This window comes from Empedobacter falsenii (genome assembly GCF_019308355.1).
In the GTDB taxonomy this organism is placed as follows: Bacteria; Bacteroidota; Bacteroidia; order Flavobacteriales; family Weeksellaceae; genus Empedobacter; species Empedobacter falsenii_B.
Genome location: NZ_JAAGKM010000007.1, coordinates 70707 through 90492 on the forward strand (window position 1 = coordinate 70707; position 19786 = coordinate 90492).

The following is a 19786-nucleotide window of genomic DNA, read 5'->3' on the forward strand; positions in this document are numbered from 1 at the left end:
TTACAATATCAATTACTTTTTTAGTTCTAATTTTTATTTGTAAATCAATTCATTATTTACATTTTTGATAAAATTATTTATTTTTTTCCCTAAACCCTTTTATTTTTACAAAACTTTCTTACCTTTGCATCAGGCAAGTCCTACACAACCAGCTCCTGTTGAATCCTCCAGGACGGGAACGTAGCAAAGGTATACGGTCGTAGCGGTGTGATGTAGATCGCTTGCCTATTTTTATTTCTCTAAATTTCACTCCCACTTTTTTTTACCCCATTATTTATTCGTAAATTTGCAACCATTGATTTAAAGATTCAATGGAAACAAACAAAGCACCAAAGTACATTTTCGTTACCGGAGGAGTAACATCGTCGTTAGGAAAAGGAATCGTAGCATCATCATTAGGAATGCTACTAGAAGCAAGAGGATATAGAGTAACAATTCAGAAATTGGATCCCTATATAAATGTAGACCCAGGAACACTTAATCCTTACGAGCATGGAGAATGTTACGTTACGGAAGACGGTGCAGAGACCGATTTAGATTTAGGACATTATGAGCGTTTCTTGAACCGTGCAACGTCTCGTGCTAACTCAGTTACTACAGGTCGTATTTATCAAACAGTTATAGAAAAAGAACGTCGTGGAGATTATTTAGGAAAAACAGTTCAAGTTGTTCCTCATATCACAAACGAAATAAAACGTCGTATCAAATTATTAGGTAATACAGGTGATTATGATATCATCATTACTGAAATTGGAGGTACGGTTGGAGATATTGAGTCTTTACCTTATATCGAATCTATCCGTCAGTTAACTTGGGAATTAGGAGAACATAATTCTTCTGTTATTCACTTAACATTAGTCCCTTATTTAGCTGCTGCGGGAGAATTAAAAACAAAACCTACTCAACATTCTGTTCGTACATTAATGGAAAATGGTATTCATGCCAATGTTTTAGTTACACGTACGGAGCGTCATTTACCAAAAGATGTAAAAGCTAAATTGGCTTTATTCTGTAATGTTCGCAAAGAAAATGTAATCGAAAGTATGGATGCAGACACAATTTATGAGGTTCCATTCTTATTACATAAACAAAATTTTGACGAAGTTGTTTTAAAAGGCTTAGATTTGCCAACTGATCAAGAACCAGATTTTACAGTTTGGAACAAATTCTTATCAAATCATAAAAATCCTAAAAACGAAATAGAAATTGCTTTAGTTGGTAAATACGTTTCGTTACACGATTCTTATAAATCAATTACAGAAGCATTTACACATGCTGCTGCAACTTGCGAAACGAATGTAAAAGTTCGTTGGGTATATTCTGGTGATATTACAGAAGACAATGTTGGAGAGCAGTTGAAAGGCGTTTCGGGAATTTTGATCGCACCAGGTTTTGGTGATCGTGGTATTTTAGGTAAAATAATTGCTGCAAATTATGCACGAAGAAATAATATTCCAACATTAGGAATTTGTTTGGGAATGCAAATTATGGCAATTGAATTTGCGCGTAACGTTTTAGGTTACGAAAAAGCAGATTCAGCAGAAATGGATTTAACAACGCCTTATCCAGTTATCAGTTTGATGGAAGATCAAAAAGATGTATCGGACAAAGGAGGAACAATGCGTTTAGGAAATTGGAAATGTGAATTAACTCCTAATTCAAAAATTGAGAAAATTTACAACACAACCGAAATCTTAGAACGTCATCGCCATAGATATGAATTCAACAATGATTTTTACGATGAATTTGTTGAAAACAATTTTATTCCAGTTGGTAAAAATCCTGAAACAGAATTAGTAGAAATTTTAGAACATAATCAACACCCATATTATATAGGTGTACAATTCCACCCGGAATATAAAAGTACAGTTGCTTCGCCACATCCTTTATTTATAAGTTTTATCGAAGCTTCTTTATTGAATAAACAAAATGATTTATTAAATGCAACAAGAGAAAAAATTTGATTTTAACCAAACGATTGGTTTTATTTTAATTGCAATTCTTTTTGGCGTATTCTATTTTCTAAACAAACCTTCGGAAGCGGAGGTCGAAGCACAGAAAAAAGAATTAGTTCAAAAGCAAGAGCAAGCAAAAAAACAGGAACAATTAAATAAAACAGCTACAACACAAGCTTTTCAAACTGTAGATCCTACATTAGCAAAAGATGTTGAAGTTAGTAATGATAAACTAAAAGTTACTTTTTCGCCAAAAGGAGCTCAAATTTCTGACGTACAAATCGTTGGATATACAGCTTACAATGACAAAAAAGATGGACACAAAGATCCTTTACATTTGATAAAAGATGGATCAAGTAAGTTCAATTTATCATTCAAAACAAAACAAGGAGCTGTTCTTAATGTTTCGGATTTAGTTTTTGTACCTCAAGTACAGAAAAATGCGAACAATACAATTGTGACGTTTACAGCAAATGCGCAAAATAGTCAAATTCAATACATCTATACATTAGGCGATTCTTATGGTATCGATTTCGAAGTTAAAACGCAAGGTTTATCTAATATCACTTCTGAGAAAAATGTAGATTTAGCGTGGACAATGGATGGTTTCAGTACTGAAAAAGGGAAAGATCAAGAAAAATATTGGTCGCATACTTATTTTCAGTTCAAAGGAAACAAAGACATCGAATACGAATTATTTGGTTCTGACGAATGGGAAGAAGAGGAAGCTATTTCTTGGGTAGCCAACAAACAACAATTCTTCGCAACAGTTTTATCAAATGATGAAGGGTTTAAAACAACAAAAGGTGGTTCTAAAAACTCTGATAAAGAGGATTTAACTTATAGTAAACACTATCACTTAAACTCAAAATTAGAGTTAAAAAATAATGAAATCAATACAAAATTCACATGGGATTTTATTCCATTGGATTATAAAATGTTGAAAGATTATAACGACAAAGGATTCCAAAACTTAATTGACTTTGGTTGGGGATTATTTGGTTGGTTGAATAAATATTTCTTCTTGAATGTATTTAAATGGTTGGCAGCAATGAGTATTCCTTTAGGATGGGTAATCTTCTTGATGACAATCGTTGTAAAATTGATTTTATCCCCAATTATGTACAAACAATACCGTCAATCTGCATTGATGAAAGTTGTTCGTCCAGAGTTAAATGAAATCAACGAAAAATACAAGGATCCGAAAGATGCGATGAAGAAGCAACAAGAAACAATGGCAATTTATCGTAATGCAGGAATCAATCCATTAGCAGGATGTTTACCAGCATTATTACAAATTCCTATTTTCTATGCATTGTTCCGTTTCTTCCCGAACTTAATCGATTTGAGAGGTGTTCCTTTCTGGTTCGTAGATGATTTAACAGCATTCGACGATTTAATCAAATTACCAGAATGGGTTCCATTCCTTAATGGTCACTTAAGTGTATTCGCTTTATTATACATTGTTGCAATGATGATTTATTTTAAAGTTTCTGGATCTATGGATAACTTCCAAATGCCACAACAAGAAGGAATGCCAAACATGCAATTCATGAAATACATGATGTATGTAATGCCAGTTTTCTTCTTTGTATTCCTTAACAATTACGCTTCAGGTCTATCTTGGTATTATTTAGTATCCAATGCGATTAATATTTTCATCGTGTTATATATTAAGAAATATATGATTCACGAAGCGAAGATTCATCAAATCATCGAAACAAATAAAACGAAACCTAAAAAGACAGGTAAGTTTGCTTCGAAAATGCAAGAAATGATGAAACAAGCTCAAGAAATGCAAGAGCAACAACAAAAGAACAAAAAGAAATAATCACATTATATTTCAAATTCAAAAATCCGTTAATAATAATTAACGGATTTTTTTATTTATTCAAGACAATAATAATTTTAGCAACCAATTTATTAAATACCAATAATTTATTCGCTTAAAAACATTTTTATAGTGTACGTTATACACTTTTTATGAATAAATTCTTTTTTATTTATTATTTTCAGATTATTATTGTCTCAAAATAATAAATAACATGAATAATATTTACTCGATTAAAGACCAAACAGCAAACCCTGGACCTTTAGGATTATTTGGTTTTGCAATGACAACTGTTTTATTAAACATACATAATGCAGGCTTTTTTCCTGTTAATAGTATGATTATGGGAATGGGTGTTTTCTTTGGAGGTGGAGCTCAATTTGTGGCTGGCGTTATGGAATGGAAAAAAGGAAACAACTTTGGTAGTATTGCATTCATGTCTTATGGCGCTTTTTGGTTAACTCTTGTATTTACATGGTTAGCACCGATGTTTGGCGTAGAAAAACCAGACGGAAATGCGATGGGATGTTATTTAGGAATGTGGGGATTATTTACATTAATCAACTTTTTACAAACCTTAAAAGGCAATTTGGTCGGAAAACTATTATTCGGTTCATTAACCTTATTATTCTTTTTATTGGCAGCAGGTAACTTTACAGGGAGTCAAAGCATTTTACATTTTGCTGGTTGGACAGGAATCATCTGTGGATTTATTGCTTTTTACGAAGCTTCTGCAATTATGATTAATCAGAAATACGAAAAAGCAATTCTTCCTCTATAAATAGTATGAATAAAAAAAATCCTTTATCAGAGACTGATAAAGGATTTTTTTATAATTGTAATGAATTATTTATTAAACATTGGAGCTAATAATTTTTTCCAAATAAATAAGATTAATAATGATCCTAAAATTGAAAAAATCCAATCCAATGGACTGAAAAAACTTACTTCTCCATCATGAGAAATTCCTAAAATTGTACGCATATAAGCTCCTAAATATGCACCAATAATACCTATAAGTGCAGTTACCCAAAATCCTCCCGGATCTTTACCTGGCATTATTGCTTTAGCAATTCCAGCACAAATTAAACCGAACACTAAGTATACCAAAAAGCTCCAAACTCCGGTAATACCTAACATAATAAATGAAGTTGTCATCATAATTAATACTATTTTTTATGGTTTTAAAAATTGTTAAGTAAATCTTAACTAAAATCGTTCCAAAAAGGTAAGAAAAGTTTTTGTAATTTGTAAATTTGTATCACTATAAAATAAAATTTATGTCTCTAATCAAATCTATTTCAGGTTTTCGTGGAACAATCGGAGGAAAACCGGGAGATAATTTAACTCCTATAGACGCTGTAAAATTCGCAGCTGCTTACGGAACTTGGCTTAAGAATCAATCAAATCAATCAGAATATAAAGTAATTGTAGGGCGCGACGCTCGTATTTCTGGACAAATGGTTTCTCAATTAGTTTGTTCAACTTTACAAGGATTAGGAATTAATGTTGTCGATTTAGGTTTATCTACAACGCCAACTGTAGAAGTTATGGTGACACATTTGCATGCAGATGGAGGAATTATTTTAACTGCTTCTCACAATCCAAAAGAATGGAATGCATTGAAATTATTGAATGCAAAAGGAGAATTTGTTTCTGCTGCAGATGGCGCACAAATTTTAGCTTTCGCAGATAAAGATGATTATACATTTGCTGAAGTTGATGATTTAGGTTCTTATGAAACTTTTGATGATGCAATTGATTTACATATCGAGAAAATTTTGGCTTTGCCATTAGTGAATGCAAAAGCGATTCAAGAGAAAAATTTCAAAGTTGCGATTGATGCGGTAAATTCAACTGGAGGAATTGCAATTCCTAAGTTGTTACAACGTTTAGGTGTGATTCATTACGATATGTATTGCGAACCAAACGGGAATTTTCCACATAATCCAGAGCCTTTAAAAGAACATTTAGGTGATATTTGTAAAAAAGTAATCGACGAACAAGCTGATTTCGGAATTGTAGTAGATCCAGATGTTGACCGTTTAGCAATTATCGACGAAAAAGGTGAAATGTTTGGAGAAGAATACACATTAGTTGCAGTCGCAGATTATGTATTATCAAAAACGCCTTCAGCAACAGTTTCTAACTTATCATCTTCTCGTGCATTACGCGATATTTCTGAAAAATATGGTCAAAAATATTCGCCATCAGCAGTTGGAGAAGTGAATGTTGTGGTTGAAATGAAAAACGTTGACGCTAAAATTGGTGGAGAAGGAAACGGTGGAATTATTTATCCAGAATTGCACTACGGACGCGATTCTTTAGTAGGAATTGCTTTATTCTTGACATATTTAGCTGAACAAGATAAATCAGTTTCTGAAATTAGAGCTTCTTTTCCAGCATATTTTATGGCGAAAAAGAAAATCGAATTAACACCAGAAATCAATGTGGACGAATTGTTAGTGAAAATTCAAGAAGTTTACAAAAACGAAGAAATCAATACTGTTGATGGAGTTAAAATTGATTTCCCTACAGAATGGGTTCATTTAAGAAAATCAAACACAGAGCCAATTATTCGTATTTATACTGAAAGTACTTCAGAAGAAAATGCAAATAAATTAGCTGATAAAATGATCGAAAGCATCAAAAATATTATCTAAAACAATCTATTTTAATTGTTTAACAAATGTGCAAAACTCTAACAATTCGTTATGATTTTTGCACATTTTATTTTGTAAATTAGTCTAATACTATGGACGAAGATTTTTTTAATAGCGAGCTAATTGAAGGTTTTGAGCAAATGCTTGACAATCGTGAATATAGATATTACGATTCGGAGGATTTGGTCGAAATTATAGAGTTCTATCTTGAAGTAAATGATAGCGAATATGCGAAACGTGCGTTGGATTTTGCAGAAAAAATGCATCCCGAGAATATAGATATCAAAATCAAGAGAATTGAATATTTTCTTACAATTGAGGATTTAAAAAAAGCTGCAAAACTCATCAAAGATTTAAAGGATTTAGCTGCAAACGAGTTAGATTATCTTTTGGTACAAGCGCGTTTTTGGGGAATGAAAAATATGCCTCGAAAAGCGATAAGTTTTTATGAAGAAGCTTTGCAAATAGACGACGAAGAAACTGATTTTATTTGCAATTGTATCGGAAATGAATATTTGAATTTAGATGAAGTTCATTCTGCGTTGATTGCTTTCAGAAAAGCATTGAAATTCAATCCAGAAAACGATTATACTTTCTATTCTATCATTCAATGTTACGAGGAAATTCATAATCCTGATGAATGCATCGAATTTCTGAAAGATTTTATTGACGATAATCCATATTCGGAAGTTTCTTGGTTGCAACTTGGTCTGTTGTACAATCACAAAAAAATGTATGACGAAGCTATAAATGCGTTGGATTACGTGCTCGCGATTAATCCTAACTCTATTGTTGGTCATGCTAACAAAGCAGTTTCATTGGAAGAATTAGGAGAATACAATAAAGCAATAGAAACACTAGAAGAAACATTAGAATTTGATGATTCGCCAGCTGTTACGCATATGAAAATTGGTGAATTGTACGAAAAGTTAGAGAAACCACAAAAAGCATTAAAAGCTTATCATATTGCGATAAAAGAAGATCCACAATTGGATAAAGTTTGGGCAAAAGCAGCTTCGCTTTACAACAAATTAGAAAATATTGAAGAAGCCGAATATTACATTCAGCGTGCAATAGAATTGAATGGTGATAGTTACGAATATTATACAGATTCAACTTACTATTTTCTGAAACAAATGAAGTTTGAGGAAGCTATAAAAAACCTTTCGAAATTGGTTCAATTAAAACCTTTGGTTTTCAATACTTGGTTTGCTTACGTCGAAACTTTAATTGCTGTTGGCGAATACGAGGAAGCGATTGCAGTCTTATTAACAGGCGCTTTGAAGAATTTTAATCGTGCCGAATTTTTCTATCAATTAAGCAATGTTTATTATATTACAGAGCAAGATCAATTAGGAAATGAAGCGTTGCAAAATGCATTAAGTTTGGATCGAAATTTAAAAGATTCAATGATTGAATATTATCCGATTTTAGAAGAAAAAATCAATCAAATTTCTGGAAACAACGAATAAAATATAATTCTTAAGCCATCTTTTTAGATGGCTTTTTTCTTCATAGTAAAATAACACAGGTTTGTTCAAAAAAACTTAACTTTATGAAACTAAACAAGCCTTATGAACTTTGTCGCACATCAATATTTATCTTTCGGAAATCAATCGCTTCAGATTGGAAATTTGCTTGGAGAAATTGTTAAAGGAAAACAATATCTAGATTTTCCAGAAGAAATTCAGAAAGGGATTTTATTGCATCGTTCGATTGATACATTTACAGATTCTCACGAAACGGTGAAGAAAAGCTCAAGTTATTTTCACGAAACACAGCACAAATTTGCACCAATTATTATTGATGTAATTTATGATTATTTTTTGATTAAATATTGGAATAATTATTCTGAAACTCCTTTCGAAAAATTCAAAACAGATTGTTATCAATTATTTAAGGATGAATACAATTCGTTTCCAAAAAAACTACAAGAAACCATTTTTTATTTGTTGAAATATGATTGGTTCGAAAATTATTCGACCATAGAAGGTGTTCAAAAAACACTGAAAGGAATTGGAAGTCGGGCTAAATTTCAGAATAATTTGCATCAAATCATTCCCGAATTTGAAAAAAATTATTCTAATCTCGAAACTGATTTTCTATCATTTTTTCCTCAAATTCAAACGCATTGTAAGAACTTTGTATTCGTTGATTCTCAAGTCTAAATTTCATTTTAAGAATTCGATAAAATTCATTAGTTTAGGGCTGTAAACAAACAGAAAACCACAATGGATTTAACTTTTAATAAAAGAGAGGATCATAACAAATTATTACTTTCAAAACTACGCCAAAAACTGAAACAAGTTTACCTTGGCGGAGGTCAAAAAAGAATTGATGCGTTGCATAGCAAAGGAAAAATGTCTGCAAGAGAACGTATTGATTATCTTTTAGACGAAAAAAAACCGAACATTGAGATTGGTGCTTTAACAGGCGATGAAATGTACAAAGAACACGGCGGATGTCCTTCGGGAGGTGTTGTTGTAAAAATTGGTTACATTTCTGGCAAACAATGTATTGTTGTTGCGAATGATGCAACTGTAAAAGCTGGTGCTTGGTTCCCAATTACAGGTAAAAAGAATTTGCGTGCGCAAGAAATTGCGATGGAAAATAAATTACCAATTATTTATTTAGTGGACAGCGCAGGTGTTTATTTACCAATGCAAGATGAGATTTTTCCTGATAAAGAAATGTTTGGTCGAATTTTCCGCAATAATGCAATCATGTCATCAATGGGAATTACTCAAATTTCTGCTGTGATGGGAAGTTGTGTTGCTGGTGGAGCATATTTACCAATTATGAGCGACGAAGCAATGATTGTAGACAAAACGGGTTCTATTTTCTTAGCTGGAAGTTATTTGGTAAAAGCTGCTATTGGAGAAGACATCGACAACGAAACTTTAGGTGGAGCAACAACACATTGCGAAATCTCTGGTGTGACTGATTATAAAGCAAAAGATGATAAAGATGCGTTGGATAGAATAAAATCTATCGTTGGTAAAATTGGTGATTATGAAAAAGCTGGATTTAATCGAATTGAAGCAGCTAAACCTGCTTTAGATGAGCAAGAAATCTATGGTATTTTACCTGAATCTCGTGCTGAGCAGTACGATATGTATGAGATTATTAACAGAATTGTTGATAACTCGGAATTGGACGAATATAAGCCTGATTATGGGAAATCAATCATCTGTACGTATGCGCGAATTGATGGTTGGGCGGTTGGAATTGTAGCTAATCAACGTAAAATTGTGAAGTCTAAAAAAGACGGAATGCAGTTTGGTGGCGTGATTTATTCAGATTCTGCAGATAAAGCAACTCGTTTTATTGCGAATTGTAACCAAAAGAAAATTCCGTTAGTTTTCTTACAAGATGTAACTGGTTTTATGGTTGGATCTAAATCTGAACATGGTGGTATTATCAAAGATGGTGCGAAAATGGTAAATGCAGTTTCGAATTCTGTTGTTCCAAAATTCACGATTATAGTTGGAAATTCTTATGGCGCAGGAAACTATGCTATGTGTGGAAAAGCATATGATCCTAGATTAATTACAGCTTGGCCTTCGGCTCAATTGGCAGTTATGGGAGGTGAACAGGCTGCGAAAGTTTTGTTACAAATAAAAGAAGCCACTTTGAAAGCACAAGGTGTAGAAGTTGATGAAGTGAAAAAGCAAGAACTTTTGAACGAAATTACAGCAAAATACAATGATGAAACAAGTCCTTATTATGCTGCGGCACGTTTGTGGACAGATGGAATTATTGATCCTTTGGATACGCGTAAATGGATTTCGATGGGAATTGAAGCTGCAAATCATGCTCCGATTGAAAAACAATTTAATTTAGGTGTTATTCAAGTTTAGAAAAACAAAAATATTTTTAAAAATAAAAAGAGAATCCTAAAATTGGATTCTCTTTTTATTTTTTGAATATTGTTTGAAACATGTAAATCAAATCTTGTCGAAAACTCCAATTCTTTACATATTCTACATTGATCTTAACTTTATCTGGCCAAAGAATTTCATCATTATATTTGATTGGATCATTTACATTGGATAAAATTTCTTCTTCTTTACGATATTTCAATTGAGCAGGACCAGTAATTCCAGGTTTAACTTTCAACATCAATCTATCCTCTCCAATCAATTTATCTGCATAACCAGCAACATCTGGACGAGGACCAACAAAACTCATTTCTCCTTTTAGGATATTAAACAATTGTGGTAATTCATCCAATTTATAATCTCGAAGAACCTTTCCTATTTTGGTAATTTGATGTTGATCGGTTGTTATTGTCGATTTTGAAATACCTTTTATCGTTCTGATTTTATAAATATTAAAAAACCTTCCATTCTTCCCTATTCTTTTCTGTGTAAAAACACCAAATTCATTGGTATCGATAGAACTTATGATAATTAACAAAACAATTAATCCCACTAAAAAAATTAGTAGGATTAATGCAAGTATATAATCAAATATGTTCTTTAAAATCATTTTTCAATTAAAAGAATTTACTTTTAATTCGAGAAGCTAAACGTTTTATTTTTCCGAATGATGAATTATCAAAGTTTTCATCTCCAGCAAAATATCCGTAACCATAGCCATATCCGTAACCGTATCCATAACCGTATCCGTAACCGTAACCAGTTTTAATTTGGAAATCGTTGAATATAATTCCGACATTCGAAACCTCACCTTCATCATATTTATTAGAAATCGCATTGATAAAGTTTTTCTCCGAATAATTGTAACGTGTTACATACAATGTACAGTCTGCATAACGCATCAAATCGTACGAATCTGTTACCAAACCAATCGGTGGTGAATCTATAATTACAAATTCATATTTCTCTTTCAATTCAGTAAATAATTGATCCATTCGTTTACTTAAAATCAATTCTGAAGGATTTGGAGGAATTGGACCTGCTGTAATGATATCTAAATTTGGTAAAATTGTACGTTGCGTAATTTGATTTAAGTCTAAATCTCCAGCAACATAATCCGTTACGCCTAATTTATTATTAATATTAAAATCATCAAATATTTTTGGTTTACGTAAATCTAATCCAATCAGAACCGTTTTCTTATCCATAGAACCGATTGAACTCGCAATATTCATCGCGTTGAAAGTCTTTCCTTCATCTCCAATGAATGAGGTTACCAAAATCGTTTTATTATTTTCTTCAAGTCCTGGATTCTTGTATAAATATTTCAGATTAGAACGAATTGATCTAAACGATTCAGAAATTCCTGATTTTGGATTGTTGATTACAACTAAAGGTGAATTATCTCCCAAAGGACCAACTAAACCAATAATTGGAATATGTGTACGACTTGTAATATCTTTTAAAACACGAACTTTGAAGTCTAATAATTCTTTAATCACAACATAAATCAAAGGAATCAATAAACCAATTCCCAAAGCTATTAAATAATTACGCTGCGGATTTGGATAAATAGAACCTTGTCCTTGATTTTTAGCTGGATCAATAATCGTGATATCAGATACGATAGATGCTAAAGATAAATCTGTTGTATTTAATTGATTAATTAAAGTTGAATATAATGTACTATTTAATTCAAATCCACGATTTGCTTCAACAAATTCAATTTCTTCGTATGGTAAATCTTTTGCTTTGAATTCAGATTCCGTTAACTTAGCGTTAATCATTGATAGATCTGTATTCAGCTTTTGTAAATGTGCATTAACTACATTCGAAATACTATTTCTTGTTTTAGCTAATTGGCGATCTATTTCTCTAATTTCATCAGTGTTCGCTTTATAAACTTTTAACATTTGCTCGCGCTGATTCTCAAGACCTTCTAATTGATCTACATTCGTCATGTAATATGACACATCAAGACCAGCAATATTAAGCGCAATTAAATTATCAACACTACTCGATTTTTTAGGCATTAAACGATGTAATGCATTAATTTTCTCTTCTACAGTTACACGTTCTTTATCTAATTCAGTAAGTTTACCTAAAAGCTCACCTTTTTTTGAATCGAAATTATAAACTCCTGTTTTCTTCTGTAACTCTTGTAAATTATCTGTCGCACTATCTAATTTAAGTTTAACAGCTGCGATTCGTTCTTGTAAATATTTTCGAGTTTGAAAAGCAGATAGATTTCTTTCTGCTAATTCGTTTTTAATTAAAACTTGAATAGAGTTATTTAACAAATCAACCGCTTCATTCAAACTTTCAGCATTTTTTGATACAGCTATTATACTTGAAATTTTAGATGGATTTGTAACACTAAAATTCTGTACTGCTCTCCCAGTTGCATCTTTGATTGTGACTAATTTAAATGATATTGAGCTCTCAGAAAATGGTACATTTGAACGAGTCAACATGATTTTATAATTTTTACCTACCATCCATTGATTATAATAACCAATTTTAGGTAAATTCAACTCGTCAGACTTTATAATACTATCTTTAGTAAACTGATATAAAGAACCATTTTTGTTCTCGACTTCAAAATAAAAAGAGTTATGATCTTTAGGTTTTACTTTTACATCAACATAAGCAACTTGTTGATGTAAAGTATCAATATGAACATGAAAAGGAGCATCTAATTTATATATATTAGATTTTTTTAAACGTCCTTCTTCTGTATAATAAATATAAGATTCTGTCCTTTTAACAACTTTTTCGTTATGTATACGAGAAGTTAATGTATACGATAACCCATCGATTTTATTTGCATTTCCTCCCCAAATAAAGTTAATAGAATTCGAAGCTAATGAATTATTAGCAGAACTATTATCTTTAATTTTAAATGTTGTATTTGCTGTATAAATTTTGTTCAGCTTCCAATTATTAAGATAATAGGCAACTGCTAATGCTATAAGCATCGAGATTATGTATAATGGCCAAGCATTTAACAACCTTGGTATAAGTCTTTCTATATCAATAAAGTCAGATTGTTTTTTCTTACTTTTTTGATCAATAGTTGTAGTTGTGTTTGCCATCTTTAAATTTTATCAAAAAATAAATAAACACCCAAAATTGTTGCGATTGCTCCCATTACAGTAGTTACTACTGTCAGAGGATTAAGTCCTACACCCCATACTTTTTCTTTACGAGGGTTAACAACAATAATATCATTATTCTGAATCCAGTAATACTCAGAATTCATAATAGATTCTTTTGTTAAATCCACATAAACTTGTTTTGTACCATCTAAATCTGTTCTAATAATTCGAATATTTTTTAAATCTGCATAAATATTATTCGATCCTGTTTTTGAAAAAGCTTCTAAAATTGTTAAGTCTCTTTTGTTTGCTCTATACGTACCTTGTTGAACCTCTCCTACAATAGTATACTCAATACCTGCCAAGTTAACGTCGATAAAAGTTCCTTTTTCATCATAGATTTTATAAAACTCATCTTGGATTTTCTTACGCGCCTGTTCTATAGTTAATCCTTCTAAATGAACAAAACCTATTCTAGGTAATTCTATATTTCCATCTTTTCTAACTACCACTCCAGAATTTTCTCCTTGTGCAAAAGTTCTATTCCCTGAAGATATAAAATCACTAAGTATCCCCATTGATTCTCTAGATGCTGAAGAAACATTTATTAATACTCGATCCCCTTTCTGAATATAATATTCTGGCTTATCAAAAGTTATTTTACCATTTGTATCTAATTTTAAATTTGGATCAGGTTGAATTAATTGAACATCTTTTAATGATATACACGAAAATAAATTCATGAGGATCAATAAAATTACAGTTTTGGTTAAAGTTGATTTTAAGTAATGCATTTTTATAATGATATTTTTTTATTCTTTTTTAATACTACAGCGTATCGTAGAGAGACAACAAAACTAATTGATAAAACAATAAAGATCAAAAATAGTTTATTAATTTCAATATTTCTAAAATAATACCCAATGAATATAAAAAAAATGTTAATTAATACTAATATTATTGAAGTTTGAATATGAGTAAACCCTAATTTTAAAAACTGGTGATGAAGATGGTTTTTATCAGCCGAAAAAGGATTTCTTTTTCTAAGAATCCGGATTGTAAAAACGGATAATGTATCTACTATTGGAATTACAAAAATAAAAAGAAGTAAAACAGGACCCGTTTTTAATCCTAAACTTGATGTTTCACTAATATATAAAAAACGAATTGCCATAAAAGTCAAAATAAATCCTATAACCATAGAACCAGTATCTCCCATAAATATTTTAAACTTTTTAGACAAATTATACCTTCCAAAACCTAATAAAACTGCTAGTGTACTAATCGCCAAAATTCCAATTCCGTAATCAAATATTCTATAGAATATATAAACAAAACACAAACTAATTACTATACCAATTCCTGCAGCTAAACCATCAATTCCATCAATTAAATTGAATGCATTTATTAGTACTATAAATACAAAAATGGTTAATATAACTCCAACAAAATAAGGAATCTCGTAGATACCAAATAATCCTGAAAATGACTTAATCATTATACCAGAACCAAAAATGATTAAAATAGTACTTATAATCTGACCATATAATTTCTTATCAGGAGCTACAACTAATAAGTCATCCATTAATCCAATAAAAAATAATATTGTAATTGCAGATAAAAAGAACGAATAGTTAACACCTAATTCAGTTGCAAATATTGAGGTGGACACAACAATCCCAAAAAATAAAGCTACACCTCCTAAAGTTGGCACTTTATTTTCATGAGAACTTCTCTCTCCAGGCACATCCATCAATTGTTTTTTATATGATATTCGTATAATTTTTGGAATCGATATTAATGTAATAAATAAAGCAGAAAAAAATGCTCCAAATATATTAACATATAAGGGAGAGACACTTAAGGTATATAAATAGTCTAATAATTTAAAGTTTTCCATATTTTTTTAATCCATTAATTGCCCAAAAAAAAGTGTAATATGACGATTTTAAAAAATTCATTTTTAAATAATATCTATAAACATTATATTGTTTTTTTGCAATTCGTAATTTATTTCGAGAAACTGAGTTGTTTCGAATTCTATAAATAGCTAAAGATTCATTGATAGCTCTTGCATATTTTATTTTACCTAACAAATCTATCCACATTGCATGATCTTCTCGAAGTTCTACATCTGGAACTGGTATTTTTCCAATTCGTTTTGAATCATATACAGATGTTAACATCGGAATAGGACAATTGTATAAAATTCGATTTCGATCTACTTTATCTACAGCAATAAAATCGACTAACAATGGTTCTAAATTTTCATCAACCCGCTTATAACTTGAATAAACTAACTCTTCATTATTCTCTATTAAATAATTAATTGTAGTTTCTAAAAAATTTGGTAACCACAAATCGTCACTATCGAGAAATGTTATAAATCTGCCTTGTGCTTTATTTAATGCTAAATTTCTAGAATAGGCAGCTCCTTGGTTTTTAGATTGAATAATTAATTTTATTCTATTATCATTAAAAGATTGAATTATTTCGACAGATTTATCTGATGAACAATCATCTACAATAATCCATTCCCAATTCTTATAGCTTTGAGATTTTATAGAATTGTAAGTATCAGCTATATATTTTTCTGAATTATAGCATGGTGTTATAATTGATACTATTTCCATTTCCATAATCCGTAAACTGCCTCTTTATTAAAAAATGTTCTATAATTACCAAAATTCGATTTATGTCCCTGTTTAACTTGAAACCAAAAAATCAATAAAATAGTATAAGAAACAAAACTTACATAAATAAAATTCCGTTTAAACTTTTCTCCGTTGAAAGAATACACTAATCTTCCTACTGTAAGCCCTAAGAAAACTAAATAAAATCCTGGTAATCTAATACCAAAAATTCCTTTTCCTAGAAAGAAGTAAAGTAATACTCCAAAAACAAAAAGATTACGGAAATAACAATATAATTTATCTTCTACAGCATATTTATTATAAATAATAATTGAAAGAATTGAAATAATCTTCACGAAATCACCTACTGCTACACCATCACCTTCATTATATAACTGACTTTGATAATCCTCAAACTTATCTTGTCCAATTGGCATATATTGCATAATAACCTCAATAATAGAATTTAGTCCTGTATAGAAACCTATGATAGAAAAAACAACTAACCAACCTATAAATTTTTCATCAAACTTCATTGGAGCAATCCAATATGCTAAAATGAATACAATGATCGACTCATGAAATTGAAATCCTATTGTAATACAAATTAAAAACTTGATTAAATTTCGATCAATTACATAGCGAATTGAATATATGGCTATAGCATTTGCCAAACCTTGTCTAATATGCACATGCTCTTCGAACATAAAGTTTGGCATTGCGTATATAAATAGCACTAAAAAAGGAAATCCTCCATACTTATAAAATGTCGAAGATTTTAAAATCAAGGATGTAGTTGCAACAGTTAATGTAAGCATTCCAAAATCAAAACCATAATCAACTAGAATTTTGTTTAAACCTAGGTATCCTTTTTCCATACTTGCCATTTCTGCAAAACGATCAAATTCAGACCAATTCACATCCGACAATAAATTGAAAGTTTTAAAATATGCTACCCAATCAGGACTCAATGCATACCCTAATCCAGCAGTTAAACACATTATCACAACAATTAATACATATAATTGTGTACTAATCTTTTTATTAGAGAATTCTAAAAAAGATGCAACAAGTAGAAATGCAAATATGAATAAATAAATAAAACTCACTACCGATTAAAATTTAAGTAATAGTTGAGGATAAATCATGGCTAAATGGTAAAAAATTCTTTTTTTCAATGGTAATGAATTTAAATAATTTCTATCGAAACGTATATAGTTTTTAAGTTCCTTTTTTGTTAAGTTATTCGCCTTTAAAAAGTCATTCAAAACATTTAACATTTTACGCTTCAAATTTTTATCTTTCACATAAGCCAAATAAGCTAAATACGAATAATAACCTTGTATGATTTGAAAACGCTTTAGCTCAGTTGCAAATGTATTGTATTTACTCTGATAAAAATAATTTGTCACCTCATTTACAGCTACAAACATATCCAAACCTTTTTCTGTATGTGTTTTGCTTATAGAGTTTTGTCGTTCAAAATACTTATAAAAAGGTTCATTTATTTTAGAAATAATACTCGAATCTAAAACTAATTTCGGAATCAATTCTATATCCTCAAAATGAATTCCTCTTCTAAATCGATGATTTTCAAACAACGATTTTTTAAAGATTTTATTACAAGCAAAGCAACTCATTTCTCCAAAAATTGTAAAATCATCTGATAAAACTATTTTTTCTGGCAATTGAGGCGATTGTGGTAAATCACGAAATTCAGTTCCTTTTTCATCAACTTTTACCAAATCACATAAAACAATTTCAGATTGATGTTTTTTTGCCAAATCAAACATCTTTTCAAACATTGATGAATCTATATAATCGTCAGAATCAATAAAAGCGATAAACTCTCCTTTCGATTTTTCAATTCCAACATTTCTCGCATCACTTAATCCTCCATTTTCTTTGTGAATAGAAATTACGCGAGAATCCTTTGAAACAAATACATCAATTATTTGTTGCGAATCATCCTTAGATCCATCATTTACAATAATCACTTCAATATCTTTTAACGTTTGATTCAATATCGAATCTAAACATTTCGAAAGATACTTTTCGGTGTTATAAACTGGTACAATGACTGATATTTTAGGTTGAACTGACATTATATTTTATCAAAAATTGATTCGTATTTAGAAATAATAATCTCTTTGCTAAAGCGTGAATAAATACTTTTTACTATTTTTTCTTTATCGTGAGATTGATTCAAAATTTCTTTCATTTTTTCTGCAAAACCCTTCGAATTTTCAATTGGAAAAATTTCTGCATTAATGCCTTCTTGCACAATTTCATTGATTCCTCCTGGACAATTATTTGTCAAACTATAAGTTCCACAAGCTCCAGCTTCCAACAAAACATTCGGAAAACCTTCGTAACGAGAAGAAAGCACAAACAAATCTGCATTCTTTAAATAAACAAATGGATTTGAAACTTTTCCTTTAAACGTTACATTATTTAAACCTAACTCTCCTTTTTGTTGAGCTAGTTCATCTTTAAAAGCTCCATCACCAAGAATCGTTAAATGTATATTTTCTCCTTTCAATTCATTCATCACATTCAATAAAAGATCAAAACCTTTTCGTGGTGAAAGATTTCCTATTGCCACAATATTTTTATAGCTCATGTTAAAACCAACATTAACACTTTCTATTTTTAATCGATTAATCAAATCAAAATCAACAGGATTATTAATTTTCACAATTTTATTTTCCGAAATTCTAAAATTCTCAATCAAATCATTTTTCATATCGTCACTTTGCGCAATAATTTGATGAAAATTATTATAAAATCGATAAAAGAATAAAATTTCTTTACGTTTTACATGTTTAGAAACCACATTTGTTTCTCTTGTGATAAACTTAGTTTTAGGAAACAACGAAATAATTGGTGATAAAAAAGCCGAAATTTCTCCCCAACCTGTAAAAACGATTTCTGGTTTCAACTTTTTAATCAACGGAATAATTTTGAAAATCGAATAACGAATACGAGAAACCTTTAATTCAATAATTTCAACATCATCTTTCAAATGATTCAAATAATAACCTTCTTTTTTAAACAACACCAATTTTGGACAGAATTTTGTTCGATCTAATTCATTACAAAGCGTTGTAATTACTCGCTCCGCACCTCCTTGATTAAGATCTGGCAATATGAAAAGTATTGTTTTCAAAAAATTTTAATCAATTCTATTATTAATATAACCTTCCGTTGCTTTTTCGTTCGAAATAATTTGCATTGGATTTCCTGTCACAATCGAATTATCTGGTACGTCTTGCGTTACATAACTGTTTGGCGCAATCAACACGTTATTTCCAATTGTAATTCCACCAACAATTACGGCATTTGTACCGACCCAAACATCATCTTTCAAAATTGGAAAACCTTTCAATTTTCCTCTATTTGTCTGTCCTAACGTTACGCCATGCGCTATATTGCAATTTTTTCCTATTTTACATTTCGGATTAACAACAACAGTTCCCCAATGACCTAAATTTAAACCTGCTCCAATTTCTGTTTTTGCAGAAATTTGATAGCCATATTTAATCGAATAACGACGCAGCAATAAACGATAAATCAATCCTAAAGGATGTTTTGTAGAATATTGTTGAGCTTTTCTTAAACAATAAATAAAACGAAAACCTGGACTTATAAAGCCTTTCAAAAAAGGAGAATTCGTCCAATATCCAAAGTTTCGATAAAAATCTTTCTGAATAATTGTCTTCATA

17 protein-coding genes and 1 other RNA gene are annotated in these 19786 nt (G+C 30.5%); 8 read left to right on the forward strand and 10 right to left on the reverse strand.

What is annotated here, in order from left to right:
- The first annotated feature begins 131 nt into the window (after nt 1–131).
- The 4 genes from ffs (at nt 132) to G0Q09_RS05090 (ending at nt 4567) form a co-directional block, all read left to right on the forward strand.
- Nucleotides 132–230: signal recognition particle sRNA small type (gene ffs, locus G0Q09_RS05075), an RNA gene on the forward strand.
- An 81-nt stretch (nt 231–311) separates the two neighbouring features.
- The gene (pyrG, locus tag G0Q09_RS05080; protein ID WP_125349700.1) at nt 312–1964 is read left to right on the forward strand and encodes a CTP synthase; all 1653 of its coding nucleotides are present in this window, start codon (nt 312–314) and stop codon (nt 1962–1964) included.
- Nucleotides 1942–3786, forward strand: a complete 1845-nt coding sequence (yidC, locus tag G0Q09_RS05085; RefSeq protein ID WP_219034158.1) for a membrane protein insertase YidC — start codon at nt 1942–1944, stop codon at nt 3784–3786. Before pyrG ends, yidC begins: the two co-directional genes overlap by 23 nt.
- A 214-nt stretch (nt 3787–4000) precedes the next feature.
- Nucleotides 4001–4567, forward strand: coding sequence for an acetate uptake transporter (locus G0Q09_RS05090; protein ID WP_219034159.1), 567 nt, complete (start codon nt 4001–4003; stop codon nt 4565–4567).
- Nucleotides 4568–4632: 65 nt separating this feature from the next.
- On the opposite strand, the gene G0Q09_RS05095 is transcribed toward G0Q09_RS05090, so the two are convergent.
- On the reverse strand, nt 4633–4947 hold the full coding sequence (locus G0Q09_RS05095; protein WP_125349703.1) for a GlsB/YeaQ/YmgE family stress response membrane protein: 315 nt from the start codon (nt 4945–4947) through the stop codon (nt 4633–4635).
- Between the two features lie 119 nt (nt 4948–5066).
- Here G0Q09_RS05095 and glmM point away from each other — a divergent pair, with 119 nt between their 5' ends.
- From glmM to G0Q09_RS05115, 4 genes are all read left to right on the forward strand, one after another.
- On the forward strand, nt 5067–6449 hold the full coding sequence (gene glmM, locus G0Q09_RS05100) for a phosphoglucosamine mutase (protein WP_114998987.1): 1383 nt from the start codon (nt 5067–5069) through the stop codon (nt 6447–6449).
- Between the two features lie 92 nt (nt 6450–6541).
- Complete coding sequence (locus tag G0Q09_RS05105) at nt 6542–7921, forward strand: tetratricopeptide repeat protein (protein WP_219034160.1); 1380 nt, start codon at nt 6542–6544, stop codon at nt 7919–7921.
- Nucleotides 7922–8023: 102 nt separating this feature from the next.
- Entirely contained in the window at nt 8024–8617 is a 594-nt protein-coding gene (locus G0Q09_RS05110) for an acyl carrier protein phosphodiesterase (RefSeq protein ID WP_219034161.1), read from the forward strand.
- 63 nt (nt 8618–8680) lie between these two features.
- Nucleotides 8681–10309, forward strand: a complete 1629-nt coding sequence (locus tag G0Q09_RS05115) for an acyl-CoA carboxylase subunit beta (protein ID WP_219034162.1) — start codon at nt 8681–8683, stop codon at nt 10307–10309.
- Between the two features lie 55 nt (nt 10310–10364).
- On the opposite strand, the gene G0Q09_RS05120 is transcribed toward G0Q09_RS05115, so the two are convergent.
- The 9 genes from G0Q09_RS05120 to G0Q09_RS05160 are packed head-to-tail and all read right to left on the reverse strand — an operon-like array spanning nt 10365 to nt 19785.
- Entirely contained in the window at nt 10365–10940 is a 576-nt protein-coding gene (locus G0Q09_RS05120; protein WP_219034163.1) for a sugar transferase, read from the reverse strand.
- Between the two features lie 7 nt (nt 10941–10947).
- A complete protein-coding gene (locus tag G0Q09_RS05125) occupies nt 10948–13425 on the reverse strand; it encodes a polysaccharide biosynthesis tyrosine autokinase (RefSeq protein WP_219034164.1) in 2478 nt (825 codons plus the stop codon).
- A gap of 2 nt (nt 13426–13427) precedes the next feature.
- Nucleotides 13428–14222: a polysaccharide biosynthesis/export family protein gene (locus tag G0Q09_RS05130; protein ID WP_257468067.1), complete on the reverse strand. Its 795-nt coding sequence runs from the start codon at nt 14220–14222 to the stop codon at nt 13428–13430.
- 2 nt (nt 14223–14224) lie between these two features.
- A complete protein-coding gene (locus G0Q09_RS05135; protein WP_219034165.1) occupies nt 14225–15328 on the reverse strand; it encodes a glycosyltransferase family 4 protein in 1104 nt (367 codons plus the stop codon).
- Nucleotides 15315–16061 carry a glycosyltransferase family 2 protein gene (locus tag G0Q09_RS05140; protein WP_257468068.1) on the reverse strand — a complete coding sequence of 249 codons (747 nt, stop codon included), beginning with the start codon at nt 16059–16061 and terminating at the stop codon, nt 15315–15317. The genes G0Q09_RS05135 and G0Q09_RS05140 overlap by 14 nt, the downstream gene beginning before the upstream one ends.
- Nucleotides 16052–17170 carry an EpsG family protein gene (locus G0Q09_RS05145; RefSeq protein ID WP_219034167.1) on the reverse strand — a complete coding sequence of 373 codons (1119 nt, stop codon included), beginning with the start codon at nt 17168–17170 and terminating at the stop codon, nt 16052–16054. The genes G0Q09_RS05140 and G0Q09_RS05145 overlap by 10 nt, the downstream gene beginning before the upstream one ends.
- 6 nt (nt 17171–17176) lie before the next feature.
- Nucleotides 17177–18166: a glycosyltransferase family 2 protein gene (locus G0Q09_RS05150; RefSeq protein WP_125350551.1), complete on the reverse strand. Its 990-nt coding sequence runs from the start codon at nt 18164–18166 to the stop codon at nt 17177–17179.
- Nucleotides 18166–19230, reverse strand: coding sequence for a glycosyltransferase (locus G0Q09_RS05155; RefSeq protein ID WP_219034168.1), 1065 nt, complete (start codon nt 19228–19230; stop codon nt 18166–18168). The genes G0Q09_RS05150 and G0Q09_RS05155 overlap by 1 nt, the downstream gene beginning before the upstream one ends.
- 6 nt (nt 19231–19236) lie before the next feature.
- The gene (locus G0Q09_RS05160) at nt 19237–19785 is read right to left on the reverse strand and encodes a serine O-acetyltransferase (protein ID WP_181816277.1); all 549 of its coding nucleotides are present in this window, start codon (nt 19783–19785) and stop codon (nt 19237–19239) included.
- Nucleotide 19786 lies beyond the last annotated feature (1 nt).

Coding starts and splice junctions, on each gene's coding strand:
- yidC (WP_219034158.1), top strand. CDS start 1,942: ATGCAACAAGAGAAAAAATTTGATTTTAACCAAACGATTGGTTTTATT.
- G0Q09_RS05160 (WP_181816277.1), bottom strand. CDS start 19,785: ATGAAGACAATTATTCAGAAAGATTTTTATCGAAACTTTGGATATTGG.
- G0Q09_RS05090 (WP_219034159.1), top strand. CDS start 4,001: ATGAATAATATTTACTCGATTAAAGACCAAACAGCAAACCCTGGACCT.
- G0Q09_RS05140 (WP_257468068.1), bottom strand. CDS start 16,061: ATGGAAATAGTATCAATTATAACACCATGCTATAATTCAGAAAAATAT.
- G0Q09_RS05110 (WP_219034161.1), top strand. CDS start 8,024: ATGAACTTTGTCGCACATCAATATTTATCTTTCGGAAATCAATCGCTT.
- pyrG (WP_125349700.1), top strand. CDS start 312: ATGGAAACAAACAAAGCACCAAAGTACATTTTCGTTACCGGAGGAGTA.
- G0Q09_RS05150 (WP_125350551.1), bottom strand. CDS start 18,166: ATGTCAGTTCAACCTAAAATATCAGTCATTGTACCAGTTTATAACACC.
- glmM (WP_114998987.1), top strand. CDS start 5,067: ATGTCTCTAATCAAATCTATTTCAGGTTTTCGTGGAACAATCGGAGGA.
- G0Q09_RS05120 (WP_219034163.1), bottom strand. CDS start 10,940: ATGATTTTAAAGAACATATTTGATTATATACTTGCATTAATCCTACTA.
- G0Q09_RS05125 (WP_219034164.1), bottom strand. CDS start 13,425: ATGGCAAACACAACTACAACTATTGATCAAAAAAGTAAGAAAAAACAA.
- G0Q09_RS05135 (WP_219034165.1), bottom strand. CDS start 15,328: ATGGAAAACTTTAAATTATTAGACTATTTATATACCTTAAGTGTCTCT.
- G0Q09_RS05095 (WP_125349703.1), bottom strand. CDS start 4,947: ATGATGACAACTTCATTTATTATGTTAGGTATTACCGGAGTTTGGAGC.
- G0Q09_RS05130 (WP_257468067.1), bottom strand. CDS start 14,222: ATGCATTACTTAAAATCAACTTTAACCAAAACTGTAATTTTATTGATC.
- G0Q09_RS05115 (WP_219034162.1), top strand. CDS start 8,681: ATGGATTTAACTTTTAATAAAAGAGAGGATCATAACAAATTATTACTT.
- G0Q09_RS05105 (WP_219034160.1), top strand. CDS start 6,542: ATGGACGAAGATTTTTTTAATAGCGAGCTAATTGAAGGTTTTGAGCAA.